This window comes from Halolamina salifodinae, assembly GCF_017874235.1.
Classification (GTDB): Archaea; Halobacteriota; Halobacteria; order Halobacteriales; family Haloferacaceae; genus Halolamina; species Halolamina salifodinae.
The window spans coordinates 39,610-57,562 of record NZ_JAGGLC010000004.1; the positions used below are offsets into that span (position 1 = coordinate 39,610).

The window sequence follows — 17,953 nt, forward strand, 5'->3', positions numbered from 1 at the left end:
CGCTTTAGCTGGTTTTCTGCGGCCTACAGTTCGGGGACGGTGACGTGGAACTCCCCGTCGCGGGTCTCCACCAGCGCGAGGTGGTAGCCGTCCTTTCGCGAGAGCCGCACGAAGCTCTTGTTCTTGCCGCGACTCAGGATGCCGCCGCCAGTGGCCTCCTCGGCGGTCTCGAGGGCACCCGGCTCGTAGTAGCTGCTCGTGACGTAGAACGCCGCCGACAGCCGTTCGCTCGCCTCGCCGACCGGCGTCGCGTTCCGAATCAGCGACTCCAGCATCGGCTCGGTCGCGGGCTCCCGGGAGTCGTTGAGGTCGGTCACGATCAGCGGCTGGCCCATCCGGTCCCGGAGCACCACGTCGAAGGCGGCGCTCTCGGAGCCGGCCCCCTCCTCGTTCTCGGCCACCTCGCCGAGGTCGACGCTGCCGCGGAACTCGATCCGGTCGATCTCCGGGATGGCGTCGAACAGCTTCCCGAGCGCGGTCTGGTTGCGCGTCTCCCGGATATCGTGGACGAACGTCCCGGTGAGCCAGTTGACGAAGCCGTACTCGATGGTGTCGCGCAGCCACTCGTCGAACGGCTCGCCGTCGACGAGCGCCCCCTCGTCCTCGAACTCCGTGTGGCGTTCGAGCCGGACGTTCCCGTTGACCGCGTCGCGGCCGGCGTCGCCGTTGTGGGCGTCCTCCAGCGTCGGCCCGCCCTCGCGCTCGTAGCGGACGAACAGGCTCGTCCCCTGCATCGCCTCCTCTGGCGAAATCTCGTGGTCCCCCTCGGGAATGTACTCCTGGGCGGCCGCGAGTTCGGTCTCGGCCGTCTCTAACTCCGCCTCCAGTCGGTCGACGGTGGCCCGGAGCTCCTCGAGTTCGTCCTCCAGCCCCTCGGCCGTCGACGCCGCCTCGTCGCGCTCGCGCTCCAGCCGGTCGCGTTCGCTGCCGAGTCGCTCGGTCTCGCCCTCCAGCGTCTCGACACGCTCACGCAGGCGGTCGCGCTCGTCCCGGAGCGCCTCGACCTCTTCCGCGGGAACGCCGGCGGTCGCGGCAGCGCCCGCTCCTGCTCCCGCAACCGCACCCCCGGCCTCCGCCGGTTCGGCGGGCGGGGTCTCGGACTCCATCGACACCGACTCCTCGGGGTCGAGCGCGGGGATCGTCGACGTTCCCTGCCACTCGGCCTCGGCAGCGAACTCGCTGCCCTCCGACGCCGCGGCGTCGGTCGCCGGCGTCGGCTCCGCCGTCGTGGACTCGGTCGTCGATTGCGTCGTGGAGGGAGTCGGCTCGTCGGGCGTCGACGCCGGCGCCGAATCCCTCGTCCGGCGTTCCCGCGAGGTCGTCGGCGTCGTCTCCCCCGTCGAGGACTCGCTCGGTATCGAGTCGGCTTCCGTGGCGTCGGTTTCCGTCGTTTTGGCCGCTTCCACGGGCTCGGCCGGTGTGGCCTCTTCGGGGTCGGGCTCCGGCTGCGTGGCCGTGGGAGTAGCCTCCTCGGTCGCCGTTGTCGCTTCAGTCGGGCTCGGCGTTTCGGTCCCGGTCGCCGTGTCAGTCGACGTCGTGGCCGGCTCGTCGGGTGTCGCGACAGGCTCGTCGGGTGTCGCGGTGGTCTCCTCGGCCGAGGAATCGCTCGCGGCGGCCGCGGCCGTCGTGGAGTCCGCGCCCGCCGGTTCGGGGATGTCGGTGATCTCGAGATCGACCGTCTTGACCCGATAGATCCCCACTTCGTCGGCGGCGCGCTCGAACGCCTCGTCGCCGGTGAGTCGGCGATCCTGGTTGCCGACGAACGCGACCGGCAGGCGCCGGCCGCCGTAGTAGACGAGGTAGTAGTCCCCCGAGAGGACGTTCTCGGATAGCTCCACGTAGCCCGTGAAGTTGCCCGACTGGAGGGTGCGGTCCACCTCCGAGAGCGGCGTCTCCTCGGTGTAGTACTCCCCGCGGACCTCGCCACCCGTCTCCTGCATGGCGAACAGGAGGGGGAGCGACTGATCGGGGGCGACGTAGGCCGTGCCATCGGCGTCGGAAAACCGGGAGAGGTCGCCGTCGAACACCCCAACAACCCGGCCGTTGAGCATGAACAGCCAGCCTGCGCCGTCAGTGACGGCGCCGGTGAAATCCCGGTCCGCGAACTCGTGTAGCCCGGCGTGCCCGCCGTTGAACGGCTCCGAGCCCCACTCGGTCACCCGCTCGACCGTATTACGCTCCATCGTTGGACGGTAGTCACCCTGTGTGGTCAAAATACTTTGTGGAGCCGCCGCCGCGAACAGAACAGCCGGTTGACGGGTCACGCCCGGTTCCTGATCGGTTCGCTCCGGGGGCCGATCAGAGACTCCACCAGCGACAGGAGCAACATAATCACACACCAGCGCGAGCAGTTTTCGGTCGGGAACTGTCGACCACGGTAGTCACACCACCTCGGGCCGTCGTCGGCTGCCGGTCAGGCCAGCGCCCGGATGGGCGTGGCGACAGTCGGGGGAACGAGCAGCGCCAGTACCACCGCCAGCAGCGGGTCAGCGACGATACTGGTAACAGGTCTCAGCCCAGCGCTGGCAGCCCACATTCCGACGCTGACGGGCCACGTGCCGACGACGGCGACCCACGTCGTGATGGCCGCGGCGACGACGATGCCGAAACTCGCGGCGCTCGCGAGCGCTCGCGCCGGCGACGGGGCCACGATCCCCAGCAAGAGGCCAGCAACGGCCAGCCCCGCCGGGTGAGCCACGGTCGTGGCGGCGCCGACGAGCCACGCGAGCGCAGTCACCGCGTCAGCATACCGGCCCTCACGGACGGACGTGAGCCGCGATCCGTCGGCGGCCAGCGTCATCGGACGATCCCTCGCACGCCCCCGAAACTGACGGGTCGTAGATCAATCCACTCACTCGTTCTCCGGTGGTGTTCCGTGGTACCCAATCGCTTTTGTGATGGTATCGCAAACGTCGGGGTCGTGCTACCTGACTCGCCCAAACTCGACCCGCTGTTCGACCCGGGCTCCGTCGCGGTCGTCGGTGCGAGCCCCGACTCGTTCTACGCCGGCAACCTCATCGATCACCTCCTCGACTACGGGTTCGACGGGGAGCTCTACCCCGTCAACCCCGGCCGCGAGGAGGTGTGGGGCCGGCACTGTTACGACGATATCGACGACGTGCCCGAGACGGTCGACCTCGTCGTCGTGAGCGTCCCCCGTGAGTACGTCGTCGATGTGGTCCGCGCCGCGGGGGAGCGGGGCGTGCCGGCCGCACTGGTCGTGACGGCGGGGTTCTCCGAAGCCGAGGAGGAGGGCGCCGAGATCGAGGCCGAAATCGCCGCGGCCGCCGACCAGACGGACATCGACGTGGTCGGCCCGAACTGCATCGGCGTCATGTCCGCCGCGGGTGCGACGCTGACGGCGACCTGCTCTCGCGAGCCGGAGCAGGGCTCCATCGCGCTGGTGAGCCAGTCGGGCGCGCTGGCGTTCACGACGTTCTTCGAGCGCGCGGCCGACCGGGATATCCACTTCAGCCACATCGTCTCGACGGGCAACGAGGCGGACCTGACCACCAGCGACTACGTCGCCTACCTCGCCGAACAGCCGGAGGTCGACGTGATCTGCACCTACGTCGAGGGGATCGCGGACCCCGAGCGGTTCATGCGCGTCGCGGACGCGGCCACGCGCGCGGGCACGCCGGTCGTCTCCGTAAAGGTCGGCTCCTCGGAGGTCGCCGAGGCGGCGACGCTCTCCCACACTGGCTCGCTGACCGGCGACGACGACGCGTGGAACGCCGCGTTCCGCCAGACCGGCGTCGAGCGCGCCCCGGACATCCCGGACCTACTCGCGCGCGGGAGCGCCCACGACGAGTACGACTCCCCCGACGGCGACAGAGTCTGTGTGGCCTCCACGAGCGGCGGGCTGGCGAGCCTGCTCGCGGACATGGCCGCCGAACGAGACCTCGAACTGCCCGACATCGCCGGCGAGACCGAGCAGACGTTACTCGACATGGAGCAGCTACTCACCTTCGGGGAGTTCCATAACCCCGCGGACATCCGGGGGTATGGCGCGGAGGTGCTCCCGGAAATCGCCGAGACGCTGTTCGCCGACGACAGCTTCGACGCCTACGTGTTCGCCATCGGGCTCTCGGGGATTGACGACCGCGCCGAAGAGGTCGCCGCGGATCTGAAGTCCATCGTCGCCGACGCCGACGACCCCGCAGTCGTGCTCTGGACCGGCCGAAAGGAGCCCGATGACCCGACCGAGACGCCGCCGTACGCGAAACTCCGTGAGCACGTACCCGTCTACGAGGACCCCGCCAAGTCCATGGACGCCGTCGCGTCGCTCATTGACTTCGCGGCGACCGTCGACCGACGGAAGGAGCACCCGACGCGCGAGGATCTCGAAGCCGCGACGCCCTCGCCGGAACTCGACCTCCCGGGCGACCGCGTGCTCGTCTGGGAGCGCCCGAAGGGCTAACTTCCAGGACACCAACCCTGTGACGTGTCCTCCACCCCCGACGCAGGTCTGTCGGGCCGGCAGGCCGCCCGGCTTACCGGCCCAGCGGCCGTCATCGTCTCACTCGGCGGCATCCTGCTCGCGACGGCGCTCTCCTCGACGTTCGACTGGCAAGCCAGCGCGCTCTCGGATCTGGGCGTGGCGCCGGCGACGGCGTGGCTGTTCAACGGTGTGCTCGTCGGCGGCGCCGTCGTTGGTATGCCGTACGCGTGGGCGTTGTGGAGTGCCGCGCCCGGCGTGCTGGGCCGGATCCGGGCCGCGAGCTACCTGCTCGCCATCGCGGCGATGGGCGGCGTCGGCCTCGCGCCGTCGGGTAATCCGCTCCACCTGCCGTTCGCGGTCACGTTCTTCCTGCTCGCCGCGCTGACGGCCGTCGTCGACGGCGTGGCGCGGTTCCGTCTCGCGAGCGGGAAGCTGTCGGTTGTAGTCGGCGTGCTCGCCGTGCTCGCGTGGCCAGTCTGGCTGCTCTGGCTCGACGGCGGCGGCATCGCCGTCCCGGAGTTCGTCGGGGCGGCGCTGTTCGGGCTCTGGGTGGTCGGCCTCAGTCCGGAACGTCCCGGGCGGCCGATGTAGGGCGGTTCGCTAGGCGACGAGCTCCGCGAACGCGTCGACGGCGTCGTCGTCGCCTGCCACGACCAGCGTGTCGCCCTCCCGGATCCGGAAGCCGGCGTCGACGCCCGTGATGGTCTGGCCGTCCCGCTCGACTGCGAGCACTGTACAGTCAGTCCGGGCGCGCACGTTCGCCTCCCCGAGCGTGCGCCCGACGAGCGCGGGCGCCTCGCGGCGGACCAACTCTACCTGCGTCTCGGGCGTGATCACCTCTTCGTCCAGCAGTTTCGAGGCGAGCATCCGACCACTCACGGTCGGGAGCGAGAGCACGTAGTCGGCGTCGGCCCGGTAGAGCTTCGGCGAGGAGTCGGCGTCGTTTGCGCGGGCGATGATCCCCGTCGCCGGGGCGACCTGCCGGGAGACGAGCGCAGCGAACAGCGCGGTGGTGTCCTCGCTCAGTGCGAGCACCAGCGCGTCGGCGTCCTCGATCTCGGCGTCCTCTAAGGTGATGGGATCGGTCACGTCACCCACCACGTCGACGCTCGGGCTGTCTTCCACGTCGACGATGGTGACCGAGAGCCCCCCGCTCGTGGCGGTCTCAGCGACCGCGGAGCCGGTGACGCCGTTGCCCGCGATGACGAGGTGGTCCTGGGGCGGCCGGTCGCCGTCGAGGCTGCGATCCTTCATCGCCTCGACGCCCGCTGCCGGCCCCGCCACCAGCAACACCGTATGGTCGTCGATGCGGCGGTTGGGGTCGGGCGCCGAGACGAACTCCCCGCGGAACCACGCACCCACGACGTGGGTCCCGGGCAGGTCGTCGGTCACAGCGTTCCCGACGGTGCGGCCTTCGAGGTCGGAGCCGCCCTGCACCAGGAGTTCAGCGATCTCGAAGTTCTCCGCGATCTCGACGGCGTCGTTGAGGCCGGAGTAGATCGCCGTCGACGCCTTGCCCGCCAGCGACTCGCCGAGCACCTGTCGGGGCTGGACTACCTCGTCGGCGCCGGCGTAGCGGTGGTAGTCGGCGTGGTTCTCGTCCTCGACCAGACTCAGCACGCGCGTCTCGGGGGCGACGTGCTGGGCCGCGAGAATCACGCTGGCGTTGGTCTCGTCGTCGTCGGCCGCGACGACCGCGTCGGCTTCGTCGACTGACACCGCCGCCATGGTCTCTACGTCCTCGGGGTTGCCCTGTACGATCTCCACGCCATCCGCCTCCAGCGTCTCGACAGTCTCGTCGTCGGACTCCACGACGACGTAGGGCTGCCCCCGGGCCTCGAGTTCGGTGATCAGCGTGTCGACGGTGGGCGAGAACGTACAGATCACCACGTGGTCCTCGCCGTCGTAGATCCGCGCCGGCCCCGAGGCCAGCGCCTCCGCGAACAGCGGCAGCACGAACGCCGGCAGCGTGAGGAAGATGAGCGCGACGCCGGTGAGCTGCATCGCGATGGAGAGCGCGAGCATCGCGGTGGAGTTCCAGCTTTCGGCCTGCTCGCCGTAGCCGACGGTCGTGAACGTCTCGACGACGACGTGGAGCGCCTCGATGAACCGCATCTCCACCCCCTCGAGACGGGCCATCCCGAGCTGGTAGAGCAGCGCGTACACCAGTATCACCCCCGCGGTGGCCAGGAGGTAGAGCCCCGCGCGGCGTGCCGGCTTCGCCATACGTCGGGCTTCCGGTGCGGGGGGCTAAAAGCCGCCGGCCGTGGCTCAGGCTGCCGTGCGTTCGACCGGCCGGACCGCGAACATGGCGAGGCCGGCCAGCGCCAGCAGCCCCGCCGCGAGCAGGAACGACTGTCCCCACCCGATTGCGGCGATGAGGGCGCTCGTCGCCGTGCCGCCGAGGACGCTCCCCCAGAGTTTGCCGGTGTACATCACCGCGTAGTTTTCCGACGAATGGCCAGTGCCGTAGTAGTCGCTGAGCAGCCCCGGAAACACCGCGAACACCGGGCTCCGGAAGAAGGCGGTGGCGCCGACAAGCAGGACGAACACCGTCCCGTACCCGTTGCCGCCGGCGACCACCGCGCCCGCGACGGCGAGGGACCCCAGCAGGAGCGCGACACCGACAGTCCGCGTCGGGTGTAGTCGGTCGGCGACGACGCCGCCGCTGACCACGCCGGCGCCGTCCCCGAAGGCGATGGTCGAGGCCGCGCCGGTCGCCACCGCCGCCGGGAGGCCGAGGCCGTCGGCGAACGCGATGACCTTCTCGATGAGCATCAGGCCGATGCCGTTGATGACGACGAAGACGGCGTAGAGCAGCCAGAACTGCCACGTCCGCATCGCCTCGCGCCAGCCATAGCTGGGCGCCTCACTGACGCCATCGCTGCTGTCGTCACTGATGCCCTCGTTCGCCTCACTCGTCGTGTCTTCCTGAGTACTGTCGTCGCTCGTCCCCTCCTCCGGGTCCCGGATGACGACGATGCCGACGAGACAGGCCACCAGGACCAATGCCGCCAGCGCGAACAGCGTCGATGCGAACGTGCCGCCGATCCCGCCGCGGACTGCCGGGATGAGGGCGACACTCAGGCCGCTGTAGGCCATCGTCACCAGCCCCGTCGCGAGGCCACGGTGTGTGGAGAACCACTTGACTGGGGTGTTCACCGTGACGCTGTAGACGGTCCCCGCGCCCGAACCGCCGACCAACACGGCGACGGCAGTGGCTATTGGCGTCGCCACGACCGAGAGCGCGCCGTACCCGCCGGCGAGCATGACCGTGCCCACGAGCATGGGCAGGCGTGGGCCGTAACGGTCCCGGACCCAGCCAGCGGGGAACTGCGAGAGCGTCTGGGCGACGATGAGCAGCGTGAACAGGCTGCCGAGCGTCTGCTCGGAGGCGCCGACCTGCGACCCGAGCGGCCCGCGGATCGACGACCAGACGAACTCGTAGCTCCCGGCAGCGCCCATCCCGAACGCGGCGGCGACGACCAACCACCACCGCGAGAACGGGAGCGCCCCCTCCGCGGCGGCCGAGTTTGTCGTTTGGCCGCCCATCTCAGACGGGGCAGGTGCGCCGGCCGCCAGACGGGGCCAGACCGGGGTTCAAACCCGATGCCGAGGCCGGAGGCGCGAGGCTCGATTCGCTGGCGACGCCGAGGCGGGCCGTGGACATGCTCCCAGCAACGATGGTGGTGTACTTAACACCCGAGACGTCGGCGTAGTGCCGTCCCCGTCGACCTGCCACATCGATACCGCCGGCGCCCAAGAGCTATCCACGCCGACGCCCACGTCTGGGTCATGACTCGCCACGTGACCCGGGAGGCCCACGGCCCGAAATATCTGGACGAGGAGGACATCGACCCCGAGAAGGGCGACATCGCGGTCTGTCGCTGCGGCCTCAGCGACGAGCACCCGTTCTGTGACGGCTCCCACCGGCGGACCGAGGACGAGGGCGACGGCGTCTACTGCTACGTCGACGGCGAGCGCCGCGAGATCGCGAGCGTCACGTTCGCCGACGGCGAGACCGTCGAGCACGGCGACGAAGAGGCTGAGTGACAGGTCGGCCGATCACTTTAGGGCGATGACGCGCGCAGTCTGGGTGTGTATCGGACCGGCCATCTCGGGGTATCGCTACTGGTGTTCGCCCCCATCGGCTACCTGTTGGTCGCCGCGGGCGAACCGCTCGCCGCGCTGGTCACCGGCGGCGCCATGCTCTGGCTGGCGATGCTGCCGGATCTGGATCACCGCATCCCGGGGATTCCCCATCGCGGGCCGACCCACTCGCTGCTGTTCGCCGCGCTCGTCGGCGGCGCCTTCGCCGGCGCGGGCGCGCTGCTGGCCAATGGCCTCGACATACTCGATCAGGCCAGACTCTCGGCGTTCGGCTTCTTCGTCGGCGCCGTGAGCGTCGGCGCCCACCTGTTCGGCGACGTGCTTACCCCCGCCGGTGTCAATCTGTTCTGGCCGTTGGGCCGGGAGTTCAGCCTCTATCTCACCCGCGCGGACAGCACCATTGCGAACTACGGCCTCCTCCTGCTGGGCGTGTTCGCCGTCGCCGTCGCGGGCGCGCTGGCGGTTCAGGGACTCCCGGTCTGACCCCGGTCGAGCACCAGCACCGCGCTCCGGGCCCAGCGCTCGAACCCCAGTGATTCGGCCAGCGAGAGCGACGCCGCCGCCGACGCCGGCGTGCGGTAGCGAACCACCGCGTCCGCGGTGGCGTCGAACGCCGCCGCGGTGATCGCTGAGACGACCGCGCGCCCGTAGCCACGCCCGCGGTGCTCGGGATCGACGACGACGCCGACGTCCGGAAGCGGGAGGTGCGTCAGCGTCGCGACCGCGACGAGTCGCTCGCTTTCGAACAGCCCTGCCGTCTGCCCCGGCCGGAACGTCGGCGACGCACGCGCCCAGTCGGCCTCGGGGACGCGCTCGCGCAGGCGTTCGAACGCGGACTCGTCCGCCCCCACGAGCAGACGGGCGTCCGACTCGACCGGCGAGAACGCGGGCTGGTCGACGTACCAGAGTACGTACGGGCCGTGAACCGCGTCGATTGCTGTATCAGTATCGGCCAGTGCGCGCTCGACCGCGTCAGTCCCTGGAAAGTCGGCATCGAAAACCGCCTCGCTGTGGCCCGCAGTCGCATCCCCGAGGTCCGCGGGCACGGCGACCACGAGCGCGTTCTGGCGACGGAGTAGGCGGATCGTCTCCTCGTTCGCGTGTCCGGTGACGGTAACGCCCGACTCCCGGAACGCCGCCGGCGAACAGCCCAGCCGCTCGGCCCAGTAGCGGGCGATCCGATCCTCGGTGTCGGGCGCGAGCGCCATCTGTCGACGTATTGGGGCCGAGCCGGAAAGCTTCGGGGCTCACACCGCCGGGCGGCGGCAGGCCGGCTCGACCGTTTCTCGGGTGTCTTGAAGTGGTCCCGCGCCGAACGACCGGCGATGACGGACCCCGAACTCGACGACGACGCGATGACCCGCTTCGACGTGCCGGACTTCGACGACCTCCCGGAGGACCTCCAGCAGCGCATCGGCGCCGAAACCGAGGAGGCCGGCTTCACACCCAACGTGTTCTCGGCGTTCGCCTACAAGCCGAGCCACTTCCGGGCCTTTTTCGCGTACCACGACGCGCTCGTCGACGACGCCGCACTCGACCGCGAGGAGATAGAGATGATCGTGGTCGCCGTCTCGGGCCGGAACCACTGCTACTACTGCAACGTCGCCCACGGCGCGCTCGCGCGGATCTACTCGGGCAACCCCGAACTCGCGGACCAACTGGTCGCGAACTACCGGCAGGCCGACGTGAGCGAGAAGCGCATGGCGATGCTCGACGTGGCGGTGAAGCTGACCGAGTACCCCGACCGCGTCACCGAGGCGGATCTGGAGCGACTGGCCGAGGTGGGCTACAGCCCGGAGGAGATGTGGGACATCGCCGCCGTCACCGCCTTTTTCAACCTCAGTAATCGGATGGCGATGTTCGCGGACATGCGGCCCAATTCGGAGTTCCACACGATGGGGCGCTAACGGACGGTGGGGCTCTGGTCGGGGCGCTCAGACCGCGATTGCGGCGTCGACGACCAGCAGCATCGACTGGGGCGGAGTCATGGTCGGACCGGCGGCGGCCGGGCGTAAATACGCCCGGCTCCGATATGAACGGAGCCATCTAGGATGTGTGGGGAATGTTGAAGTTACCGTATTGTGAATCGATACCAAGATGCGATTACGAGAACTGATCGACGAAGAATGGAACAGCTACGAAGAGAAACGCTTCAGGAAGGACGAGACGAAATCCGAAACCGACTCGTTCGATCCAGAATCGTTCAAGCACGACGGTTTCGACGATCGCGAGAAGTATACCGAGGAGTACGTTCCGGCACTAGCTTCAGACGAACGGCTCGAGGCCGAGCTCAACGGTTTCACGCCGCCGCGCCTACACGCGCTCAACGATTCGCCGTATCAGGCACTCGTGATCCGGTACGGCATTCTCCGCCAACTCATTCAGCGACCGGGCTACAGTATGCCGAAAAGCGAACTTCTCGAGAACGTTCAGGCGTGGCAGCGTCAGGTTATCGAGGAGTTCGGCGAGGATGATTTCTCTGAGTCCGATGACCTCCTCCATCTCGCGAAAGCGGGAGTCAGCTACAAGAACGACGTTGACGACTCGGAGCTACACATGGTGTACAGCTACTTCGAACTGCATAATCGCTCCCACGAGAGCAAACACGAGTACTACACGTGGCTGGACTTCTTCAAGCGGCTCTCAGCGATCGGCCGCTTCCCGAAAGTGAGGCGCTCCGACAGCCCCGAACACGCGATCGATACGATTGAGAAGGGGCTCTGGTCACTACAGGAGCAAGCGATCCTCTACGAAGTGAACACCGAGGAGACGAAGGAACTGGTCGGGATCCCCGAGGACTACGCCGATTACGTTCGGGACTGGCTCTACTACGAGATGTCCGAAGAGAACTATCTTCGGATGCTGGAGGCTATCGACCCGTTCGATCGCCAGTCCCTGCTCGTCGACGTTCGGGATCACTACGGTATCGAATCGAAGACTGGAGGGCGTAACGACCGACGCCGCAAGAGCATCGTCAAAGACGGCGTGTTCCCGAGCGAACTCCTTCGGTACGCACTCACGAAAGTGGAACTGAAAGCAGTCGTCGATCGATACGGCCTCGATGCCCACAAGCAGAAAACCGAGGAGATGATCTCGGCGATAATCGAGTACTTCGAACAGTCCCAGAAGTCCGTCGGGGACGATGATCCCGACGTCGACCTGTATCTGAGCGCCTTCGAGGATATCGCGGATGGGACCGTTCAGCAAGTCCCCCCACAGCTTCAGGATCTCGTTGACGCGGATAACCCGTCCGAGAAGCTTGACGTGCTCTTTGAGGACGCGACCGCGGAGATATTCAGCGAAGTATTCAACTTATCGGGGACTGAGCTGCTCGGACAGCAGGCAAGCGGCGTCGTCGCAGACGGCGAGATCGAACAGGAAGGAAAGTGGCTACTGTGGGACAACAAACGACGGGCACGGGAGTTCAAGATGGGGAGCACCACGCGGAGCAAGATCAAGAGCTACATCGACACGAAGGCAGAACAGCACGACGTTGAGTGGTTCCTCGTCATCGCTCCCGAGTTCAGCGAGAACGCCGAGACACACGCGGAACAGCTCGAGATGCAGGTCGGCGAAGACATTCGGCTCGTGAGCGCAGGCGACCTCAAAGCGTTGGCCGAGTGGTGGCGCGAACAATACGAAGACGACGGCCACGAACTGCCGCTTTCGATATTCTACGGTTCGGGGATGTTCGATCCTGAAGTCGCGATGAACGTACTGGATCAACAGTTCTCCTGAAACCAATCGTTCGTTATCTCGTTTCGGGAACGTCTATACAGATGTGACATCCTCCCCGCCGTAAACGGCGGGGCTTCCCCTACGAGGGGAATCCGGTTCGGCAGGTTTCAGCCCGAAAACCCCGAAAGCGTCATCTGTCCGGCTTTCGGACTCGTCTCTCGGTGGACTATGGTGCTGTCACAGGCGCTCCCATCCTGTGGCGAGTCATCGCATCCGCCTTCCCAACGGACGCTCTCTCCCCACGGGTCTACGCGACCGGCGATGTTCGCCGCCGCGTTAATATCTGCTTGGAACTCCGATACGTGGCAGTCGTCATGCGGACACACGAACTCCGCTTGCTGACTCCGCCGACCGAGTCTCCTTTAGGTGCGAGCGCCAAACGGGATACGTCCAGACCTCAGAAACGATGTCCCAGATACTACGACGCGGAAGCACGGTCCCGGACCACGGTTGTGGCAGCCCCGACCGCGGGCAGGGCCGGCGACGATGAACGTCGACGAGGGCGACACGGAGGGGAGCTGTGCGCTCTGTGGGCTCTCTCTCAGCCGAGGCCGCATCGAGGGGGAAGACGAGACGTTCTGTTGCGTGGGCTGTCGGGACGTGCACGATGCCCTCGGCGACGTTTCGGATATCGACGAGGACGATGTCCGGGAGGCAGCCGAGAGCGAGGACGCCGTCGACGACGAACCGCCAGAGGGCTACGAGCGAAGCTACTTCCACGTCAGCGGGATGCACTGTACGACCTGCGAAGCGTTTCTCGAATCGCTCGCGGCGCGGGAAGAGGGAGTCAGCGGCACGCAGGCGAGCTACGTCACCGAGACGGTCCGGGTGGACCACGATCCCGAGACCATCGACGAGACAGCAGTCGCCGAGAGTCTCACGACGGCAGGCTACGTCGCTGCCGACAGGGAGGACCACACCGCCGCCGACCGTGCGGAGGACTCGCTGCTCTGGCGGGTCGCCGCAGGCGCAATGCTCGGCATGTCGGTGATGATCCCCTACATAGTCTACATCTATCCGGTCCACTTCAACCTCTACCCGCCGTGGCTGGCCGAGATGGCCCGCGAGCAGCTGGCGGGCGGTAGCTACTTTTTCGTCGTCCTCGGCCTGCTGACCGCTCTCATCCTGTTCGGGGTCGGGCAGCCGATACTCCGGGGGGCGCTCGTGAGCCTACGGACACGCAAGCCGAACATGGACCTGCTGGTCGCGCTGGCGGCAGTCAGCGCGTTCTCCTACAGCGCGCTCGCGGCCGCACTCGGACGTATCGATGTCTACTTCGACGTGACTGTCGCGATCATCGTGGTCGTCACTGCGGGCAACTACTACGAGTCCTCGATCAAGCACCGGGCGATGGGGATGCTCTCGGAGTTACGCCGTGATCAGGTCTCCGACGCGACCCGTTACGAGCCGGACGACTCGACGATGACCGTCGACGTGGCGGAGTTGGAAGGGGGCGACCGCGTTCTCGTCCGAACGGGCGAGCGTGTTCCGGTCGACGGCGAGGTCATCGACGGCGACGGGACCGTCGACGAGGCAGTCGTCACTGGCGAATCGCTCCCGGTGTCGAAGCGTGCGGGCGATTCCGTGGTTGGCGGGTCAGTCCTCTCGAGTGGCTCGCTCGTCGTCCGTGTCGGCGAGGGTGCCACCAGCAGTGTCGACCGGGTGACGAGCCTGCTGTGGAACCTCCAGAGTGGTAACGGCGGGATTCAGAAGCTCGCAGACAAGCTCGCCGTCATCTTCGTCCCGACTGTGGTGCTGCTCGCTGCCGTCGCCGGCGTCAGCTACTTCCTGCTCGGGGCGGGGATCACCCAGTCGGTGCTCGTCTCGCTCACCGTGTTGCTGGTCTCCTGTCCCTGTGCGCTGGGACTGGCAACGCCGCTCGCGGTCGCAGCGGGTATCCGGGACGCAATCGAGCGCAACATCGTCGTGTTCGACGAGACCGTGTTCGAGCGTCTTCGCAGCGTCGACACGGTCGTCTTCGACAAGACGGGCACCCTCACGACCGGCCAACTGAAACTCCGTACGGCCGACGCGCCGGACGACTTACTCGCGGCTGCAGCCGCGCTGGAAGCGCGATCCTCGCACCCGGTCGCCGATGCCATTGCCGGGGCGTTCAGCGACGGGGCTAATGGTTCGGGGACTGGTGGGGCCCGCACGGACGGGGGGACGGTCGCGTCGGGTGGATCAGACAGCACGAACGTAGTCACGGAGTTCACCAACCACGCGAACGGGGTTTCGGGAACTGTCGATGGGCGATCGATCCTCGTCGGACACCCGGACCTGTTCCGCGAACGAGGCTGGACGCTCTCGGAAGGGCTCGTGGAACGAGCCGAGCACGCGCGCAACGCTGGCGACCTGCCTATCGTCGTCGGCCGCGACGGCACGGCCATGGGCACGGTCGTGTTAGGTGATCAGCCACGGGATGGCTGGAAGGAGACCGTCTCTGCGCTCGGCGACCGCGGTATCGAGGTCGTGTTGCTGACCGGTGACGAGGGTGAGGCGACGACGACGTTCCGGGACCACCCAGCTATCGACCGAGTGTTCGCTGGCGTTCCGCCGGAAGGGAAAGTCGAAACCGTCCGCCGGCTCGGCGCCGGGCGCAGTATCGCTATGGTCGGCGACGGGACGAACGACGGCCCGGCGCTCGCGGCCACAGACCTCGGTGTTGCACTCGGGAGCGGGACCGCGATTGCGGTCGACGCCGCCGACATGGCCATCGTTGACGACGATCTCGACTCACTCCAGACCGTCTTCGATCTGTCCACCGCTGCGGGGACCCGGGTGAAACAGAACATCGGCTGGGCGTTCCTCTACAACGCGGTCGCGATCCCACTCGCACTCTCCGGGATGCTCAACCCGCTGTTCGCGGCCGTCGCAATGGCCGCGAGCAGCCTACTGGTCGTCACCAACTCCTCGCGCCCACTACTCGACGAGGAAACGTGAAGATCACCCCCGTTCGTCAATCGAACCAGAACCCCGAAGCCGTGCCGCCCCGTACGTCGGGTATGCGGATTTCGAGCACTGTAACGGTAAGTTGGATGCCAGGCGCCACCGTTCCGCTGGGGGGCCGATGACCACGATATCGAGCGTCCTCACACTGCCGCTCCATACGGGGCTGCTCCCGACTCGGGACGTAGAGACGGTCGTGTTTCTCGTCGTCGGAGTGCTTGGCGGCGCCCATTGTCTCGGGATGTGCGGTCCGCTGGTGACGATGTACGCGGATCGCATGACCAGCGGCGGCGGCAGGGGTGCCCTCACGCTGTTCGAAGTGCGCCAACACGCACTATTCAACGCCGGCCGGACGGTGAGCTATGCGGTGTTGGGCAGTCTGTTCGGGCTTGCCGGGTCGCTGTTCTACGGCGCCGCGGGCGCCGTGACGACAGTCGGGAACGCCGTCCGAGCGGTCAGTGGCATCGTTGTCGGTCTCGCCATCCTCGCGGTCGGCCTCCAGTACGTCTCAGGCCGGTTCGGTGGCCATGGTCTGTTCGGCGGGGGCACGTTCGGGAAGGTGTACGGTCGCCTCGCAGGCCACGTCGAGCAGTGGGCGAACGGCCCCGGAATCATCGGTCTTGGGCTCGTTCACGGACTACTTCCCTGCCCGATCCTCTACCCGGCGTTCCTGTACGCGTTTGCTCAAGGATCACCAATGACTGGCGCCGTCTCGCTCGGGCTGCTCGGGCTGGGAACGTTCCCGACCCTGTTCCTCTACGGGACGATCATTCAGTCGATCGGCGACACCCATCGGGAGCGACTGCATCGCGCACTTGGTGTCGCGTTCCTGGTACTCGGATGGATGCCTCTCGCCCACGGCCTCGAACTGGTCGGCGTCTCGATCCCGCATATCGAGGTGCCGATATACAGTCCGTGGTGATCACGGTCGGTCTCTCGGGCCGCCCGTTCTCGTCGAACAGGTGTGGGAACAGCGCGGTGCCGGATCCTCCCCCTGCTCGTCCCTTCCCTTCGTCGGTGCTCGCTGAAGAAGGAGGCTTAGCTCCTACGTTCATCTAACTGCCCTACCCGTCTATATTCTCATAATTATCGAGCTGCGCTAGAGTCTACTAGCAGTTGACGGTTTCAACAACGCCGTTTTGAGACGTGTTTGGGGACTACTACACCGGGATGCATATACGAATTCGAGCCTACTGTCTTGTATATGACTGACGCCGGTGCCGACTCAGGTTGGTTTGAATCGGTTCCACCTGGCGATCTTGGAGCCGCCCGAAAAGCCATTGAAAACGGAACTGCAGAAACGCCAAAGGATTGGCCCACTAAGGCTGTTGAGTCAGGATTTGCAGAAGACAAGGAGGAGTATTACGAAAAACTCCACCAAGCAACGGTTTACGCTGCCCGAGAAGCCGCAGAAGAAGAAGAAAGGGCAGATGACCAACAGTTAAAGCATAGTATTCGTGCCATGGACGACACGGAACGCACGGCCAACGAACTCGCCGAGCGCCTCGAAGAGTGGGCCGGTGCGCTGCTCGACGTCGAGGCCGACGCGACCGGCCTCGACTTCGCGGCCGTCGTCGCCGACCGCGAACCGGAAGACGCGACCGAGGAGCGAGCTATCTCGCTGGCCCAGCGAGCAATCGACCTGCGCGACGAGCGCGACGACCTGCGGACGTTCATCGAGCGCCGCGCGCCCGAGGTGGCCCCGAACCTCGCGGAGATGGCCGGGGCCGTGCTCGCGGCGCGGCTGATCTCGCTGGCGGGCGGGCTTGAGTCGCTGGCAAAGATGCCCTCCGGCACCGTGCAGGTGCTGGGTGCCGAGGATGCGCTGTTCGCGCACCTGCGCGGGCACGCCCCCTCGCCCAAGCACGGCGTGATCTTCACCCACGAGTTCGTCAACGGCACGCCGCTCGAGGACCGCGGGTCGGCCTCGCGCGCGCTGGCGGGGAAACTCTCCATCGCCGCCCGCATCGACCACTACTCGGGCGACCGACGTGCGAGCGTTCACGAGGACCTACGGGAGCGAATGGCGACGATTCGCGCGCGTGCGGACGAGACCACGGAGGGCGACGATGAGTAAGCTCCCCGACGGCGTCGACCGTCGCAGCATCGCCGGCGAGGAGCGCCTGACCACGGAGGGAGAACCGGTGTACGGCGAGCCGACCGTCGACGGCCGGCGCGTCTGGGACGCCGGCCGGTCGAAACTCGGTGCGATGCTCGAACTCGGGATGGACACCCACCTCGCCGGCGGCGAGTCGATCCTGTACCTCGGCGCCGCCTCCGGGACGACCGTGAGCCACGTCGCCGACTTCTCGGGGCCGACGTACGCGGTGGAGTTCGCCCCGCGGCCCGTCCGGGATCTGGTGGACGTGGCCGAGTCGCGGCCCAATCTGTTCCCGCTGCTCGCCGACGCCCGGAAGCCAAGCGAGTACGCCGGGGTCGTGGAGTCGGGGCTCGACTCCATCGTGCAGGACGTAGCGACCCGCGGGCAGGCCGACGTGGCGAACCGCAACGCGCAGTTCCTCGCAGCGGACGGGATCCTGCTGGCGGCGATCAAGGCCCGCAGCGAGAACGTCGTCGCCGACCCCGACGAAGTCTTTGAAGACGTTCGGGAGACGCTCTCGGAGTCCTACGAGATCCTCGAAACCGAACGACTGGAGCCGTATCACGACGACCACCTCGGCGTCGTCGCCCGGAAGCGGTAATCGCTGCCGGGGG

15 protein-coding genes and 1 pseudogene are annotated in these 17,953 nt (G+C 67.2%); 10 read left to right on the plus strand and 6 right to left on the minus strand.

Going from position 1 to position 17,953, the window contains the following annotated elements:
- Positions 1-23: 23 nt before the first annotated feature.
- Both J2753_RS09595 and J2753_RS09600 read right to left on the minus strand, forming a co-directional pair.
- Positions 24-2,183, minus strand: a complete 2,160-nt coding sequence (locus J2753_RS09595) for a DUF7527 domain-containing protein (protein ID WP_209491733.1) — start codon at positions 2,181-2,183, stop codon at positions 24-26.
- A gap of 230 nt (positions 2,184-2,413) precedes the next feature.
- Positions 2,414-2,800 carry a hypothetical protein gene (locus tag J2753_RS09600; RefSeq protein WP_209491734.1) on the minus strand — a complete coding sequence of 129 codons (387 nt, stop codon included), beginning with the start codon at positions 2,798-2,800 and terminating at the stop codon, positions 2,414-2,416.
- 120 nt (positions 2,801-2,920) lie between these two features.
- On the opposite strand from J2753_RS09600, the gene J2753_RS09605 reads away from it, so the two are divergent.
- Entirely contained in the window at positions 2,921-4,420 is a 1,500-nt protein-coding gene (locus tag J2753_RS09605; RefSeq protein ID WP_321168808.1) for an acetate--CoA ligase family protein, read from the plus strand.
- 24 nt (positions 4,421-4,444) lie between these two features.
- A complete protein-coding gene (locus tag J2753_RS09610) occupies positions 4,445-5,032 on the plus strand; it encodes a DUF998 domain-containing protein (RefSeq protein ID WP_209491735.1) in 588 nt (195 codons plus the stop codon).
- A gap of 9 nt (positions 5,033-5,041) precedes the next feature.
- Here J2753_RS09610 and J2753_RS09615 read toward each other — a convergent pair whose 3' ends face one another.
- Together J2753_RS09615 and J2753_RS09620 are read right to left on the minus strand one after the other, a co-directional pair.
- A complete protein-coding gene (locus J2753_RS09615; protein ID WP_209491736.1) occupies positions 5,042-6,667 on the minus strand; it encodes a potassium channel family protein in 1,626 nt (541 codons plus the stop codon).
- A 45-nt stretch (positions 6,668-6,712) separates the two neighbouring features.
- The gene (locus J2753_RS09620; protein ID WP_209491737.1) at positions 6,713-7,993 is read right to left on the minus strand and encodes an MFS transporter; all 1,281 of its coding nucleotides are present in this window, start codon (positions 7,991-7,993) and stop codon (positions 6,713-6,715) included.
- A 243-nt stretch (positions 7,994-8,236) separates the two neighbouring features.
- On the opposite strand from J2753_RS09620, the gene J2753_RS09625 reads away from it, so the two are divergent.
- Positions 8,237-8,494 carry a CDGSH iron-sulfur domain-containing protein gene (locus tag J2753_RS09625; RefSeq protein ID WP_209491738.1) on the plus strand — a complete coding sequence of 86 codons (258 nt, stop codon included), beginning with the start codon at positions 8,237-8,239 and terminating at the stop codon, positions 8,492-8,494.
- 45 nt (positions 8,495-8,539) lie between these two features.
- Positions 8,540-9,034: a metal-dependent hydrolase gene (locus tag J2753_RS09630; protein ID WP_209491739.1), complete on the plus strand. Its 495-nt coding sequence runs from the start codon at positions 8,540-8,542 to the stop codon at positions 9,032-9,034.
- Here J2753_RS09630 and J2753_RS09635 read toward each other — a convergent pair.
- Entirely contained in the window at positions 9,016-9,759 is a 744-nt protein-coding gene (locus tag J2753_RS09635; protein ID WP_209491740.1) for a GNAT family N-acetyltransferase, read from the minus strand. The genes J2753_RS09630 and J2753_RS09635 overlap by 19 nt on opposite strands.
- A gap of 117 nt (positions 9,760-9,876) precedes the next feature.
- Between J2753_RS09635 and J2753_RS09640 the strand changes: the two genes are divergently transcribed.
- Together J2753_RS09640 and J2753_RS09645 are read left to right on the plus strand one after the other, a co-directional pair.
- Positions 9,877-10,458, plus strand: coding sequence for a peroxidase-related enzyme (locus J2753_RS09640; RefSeq protein ID WP_209491741.1), 582 nt, complete (start codon positions 9,877-9,879; stop codon positions 10,456-10,458).
- Positions 10,459-10,648: 190 nt separating this feature from the next.
- Positions 10,649-12,289 carry a hypothetical protein gene (locus tag J2753_RS09645; protein WP_209491742.1) on the plus strand — a complete coding sequence of 547 codons (1,641 nt, stop codon included), beginning with the start codon at positions 10,649-10,651 and terminating at the stop codon, positions 12,287-12,289.
- Between the two features lie 107 nt (positions 12,290-12,396).
- Here J2753_RS09645 and J2753_RS14445 read toward each other — a convergent pair.
- Positions 12,397-12,648: pseudogene (locus J2753_RS14445) on the minus strand (RNA-guided endonuclease TnpB family protein); the annotation flags it as partial.
- A 127-nt stretch (positions 12,649-12,775) separates the two neighbouring features.
- Between J2753_RS14445 and J2753_RS09650 the strand changes: the two are divergent.
- From J2753_RS09650 to J2753_RS09665, 4 genes are all read left to right on the plus strand, one after another.
- Positions 12,776-15,232, plus strand: coding sequence for a heavy metal translocating P-type ATPase (locus J2753_RS09650; RefSeq protein ID WP_209491743.1), 2,457 nt, complete (start codon positions 12,776-12,778; stop codon positions 15,230-15,232).
- A 127-nt stretch (positions 15,233-15,359) separates the two neighbouring features.
- Positions 15,360-16,160, plus strand: coding sequence for a sulfite exporter TauE/SafE family protein (locus J2753_RS09655; RefSeq protein WP_209491744.1), 801 nt, complete (start codon positions 15,360-15,362; stop codon positions 16,158-16,160).
- A 282-nt stretch (positions 16,161-16,442) separates the two neighbouring features.
- Positions 16,443-17,315 (plus strand): NOP5/NOP56 family protein, encoded by an 873-nt coding sequence (locus J2753_RS09660; protein ID WP_209491745.1) that lies wholly within the window; start codon positions 16,443-16,445, stop codon positions 17,313-17,315.
- The gene (locus tag J2753_RS09665) at positions 17,308-17,940 is read left to right on the plus strand and encodes a fibrillarin-like rRNA/tRNA 2'-O-methyltransferase (RefSeq protein ID WP_209491746.1); all 633 of its coding nucleotides are present in this window, start codon (positions 17,308-17,310) and stop codon (positions 17,938-17,940) included. The genes J2753_RS09660 and J2753_RS09665 overlap by 8 nt, the downstream gene beginning before the upstream one ends.
- Positions 17,941-17,953: the final 13 nt, after the last annotated feature.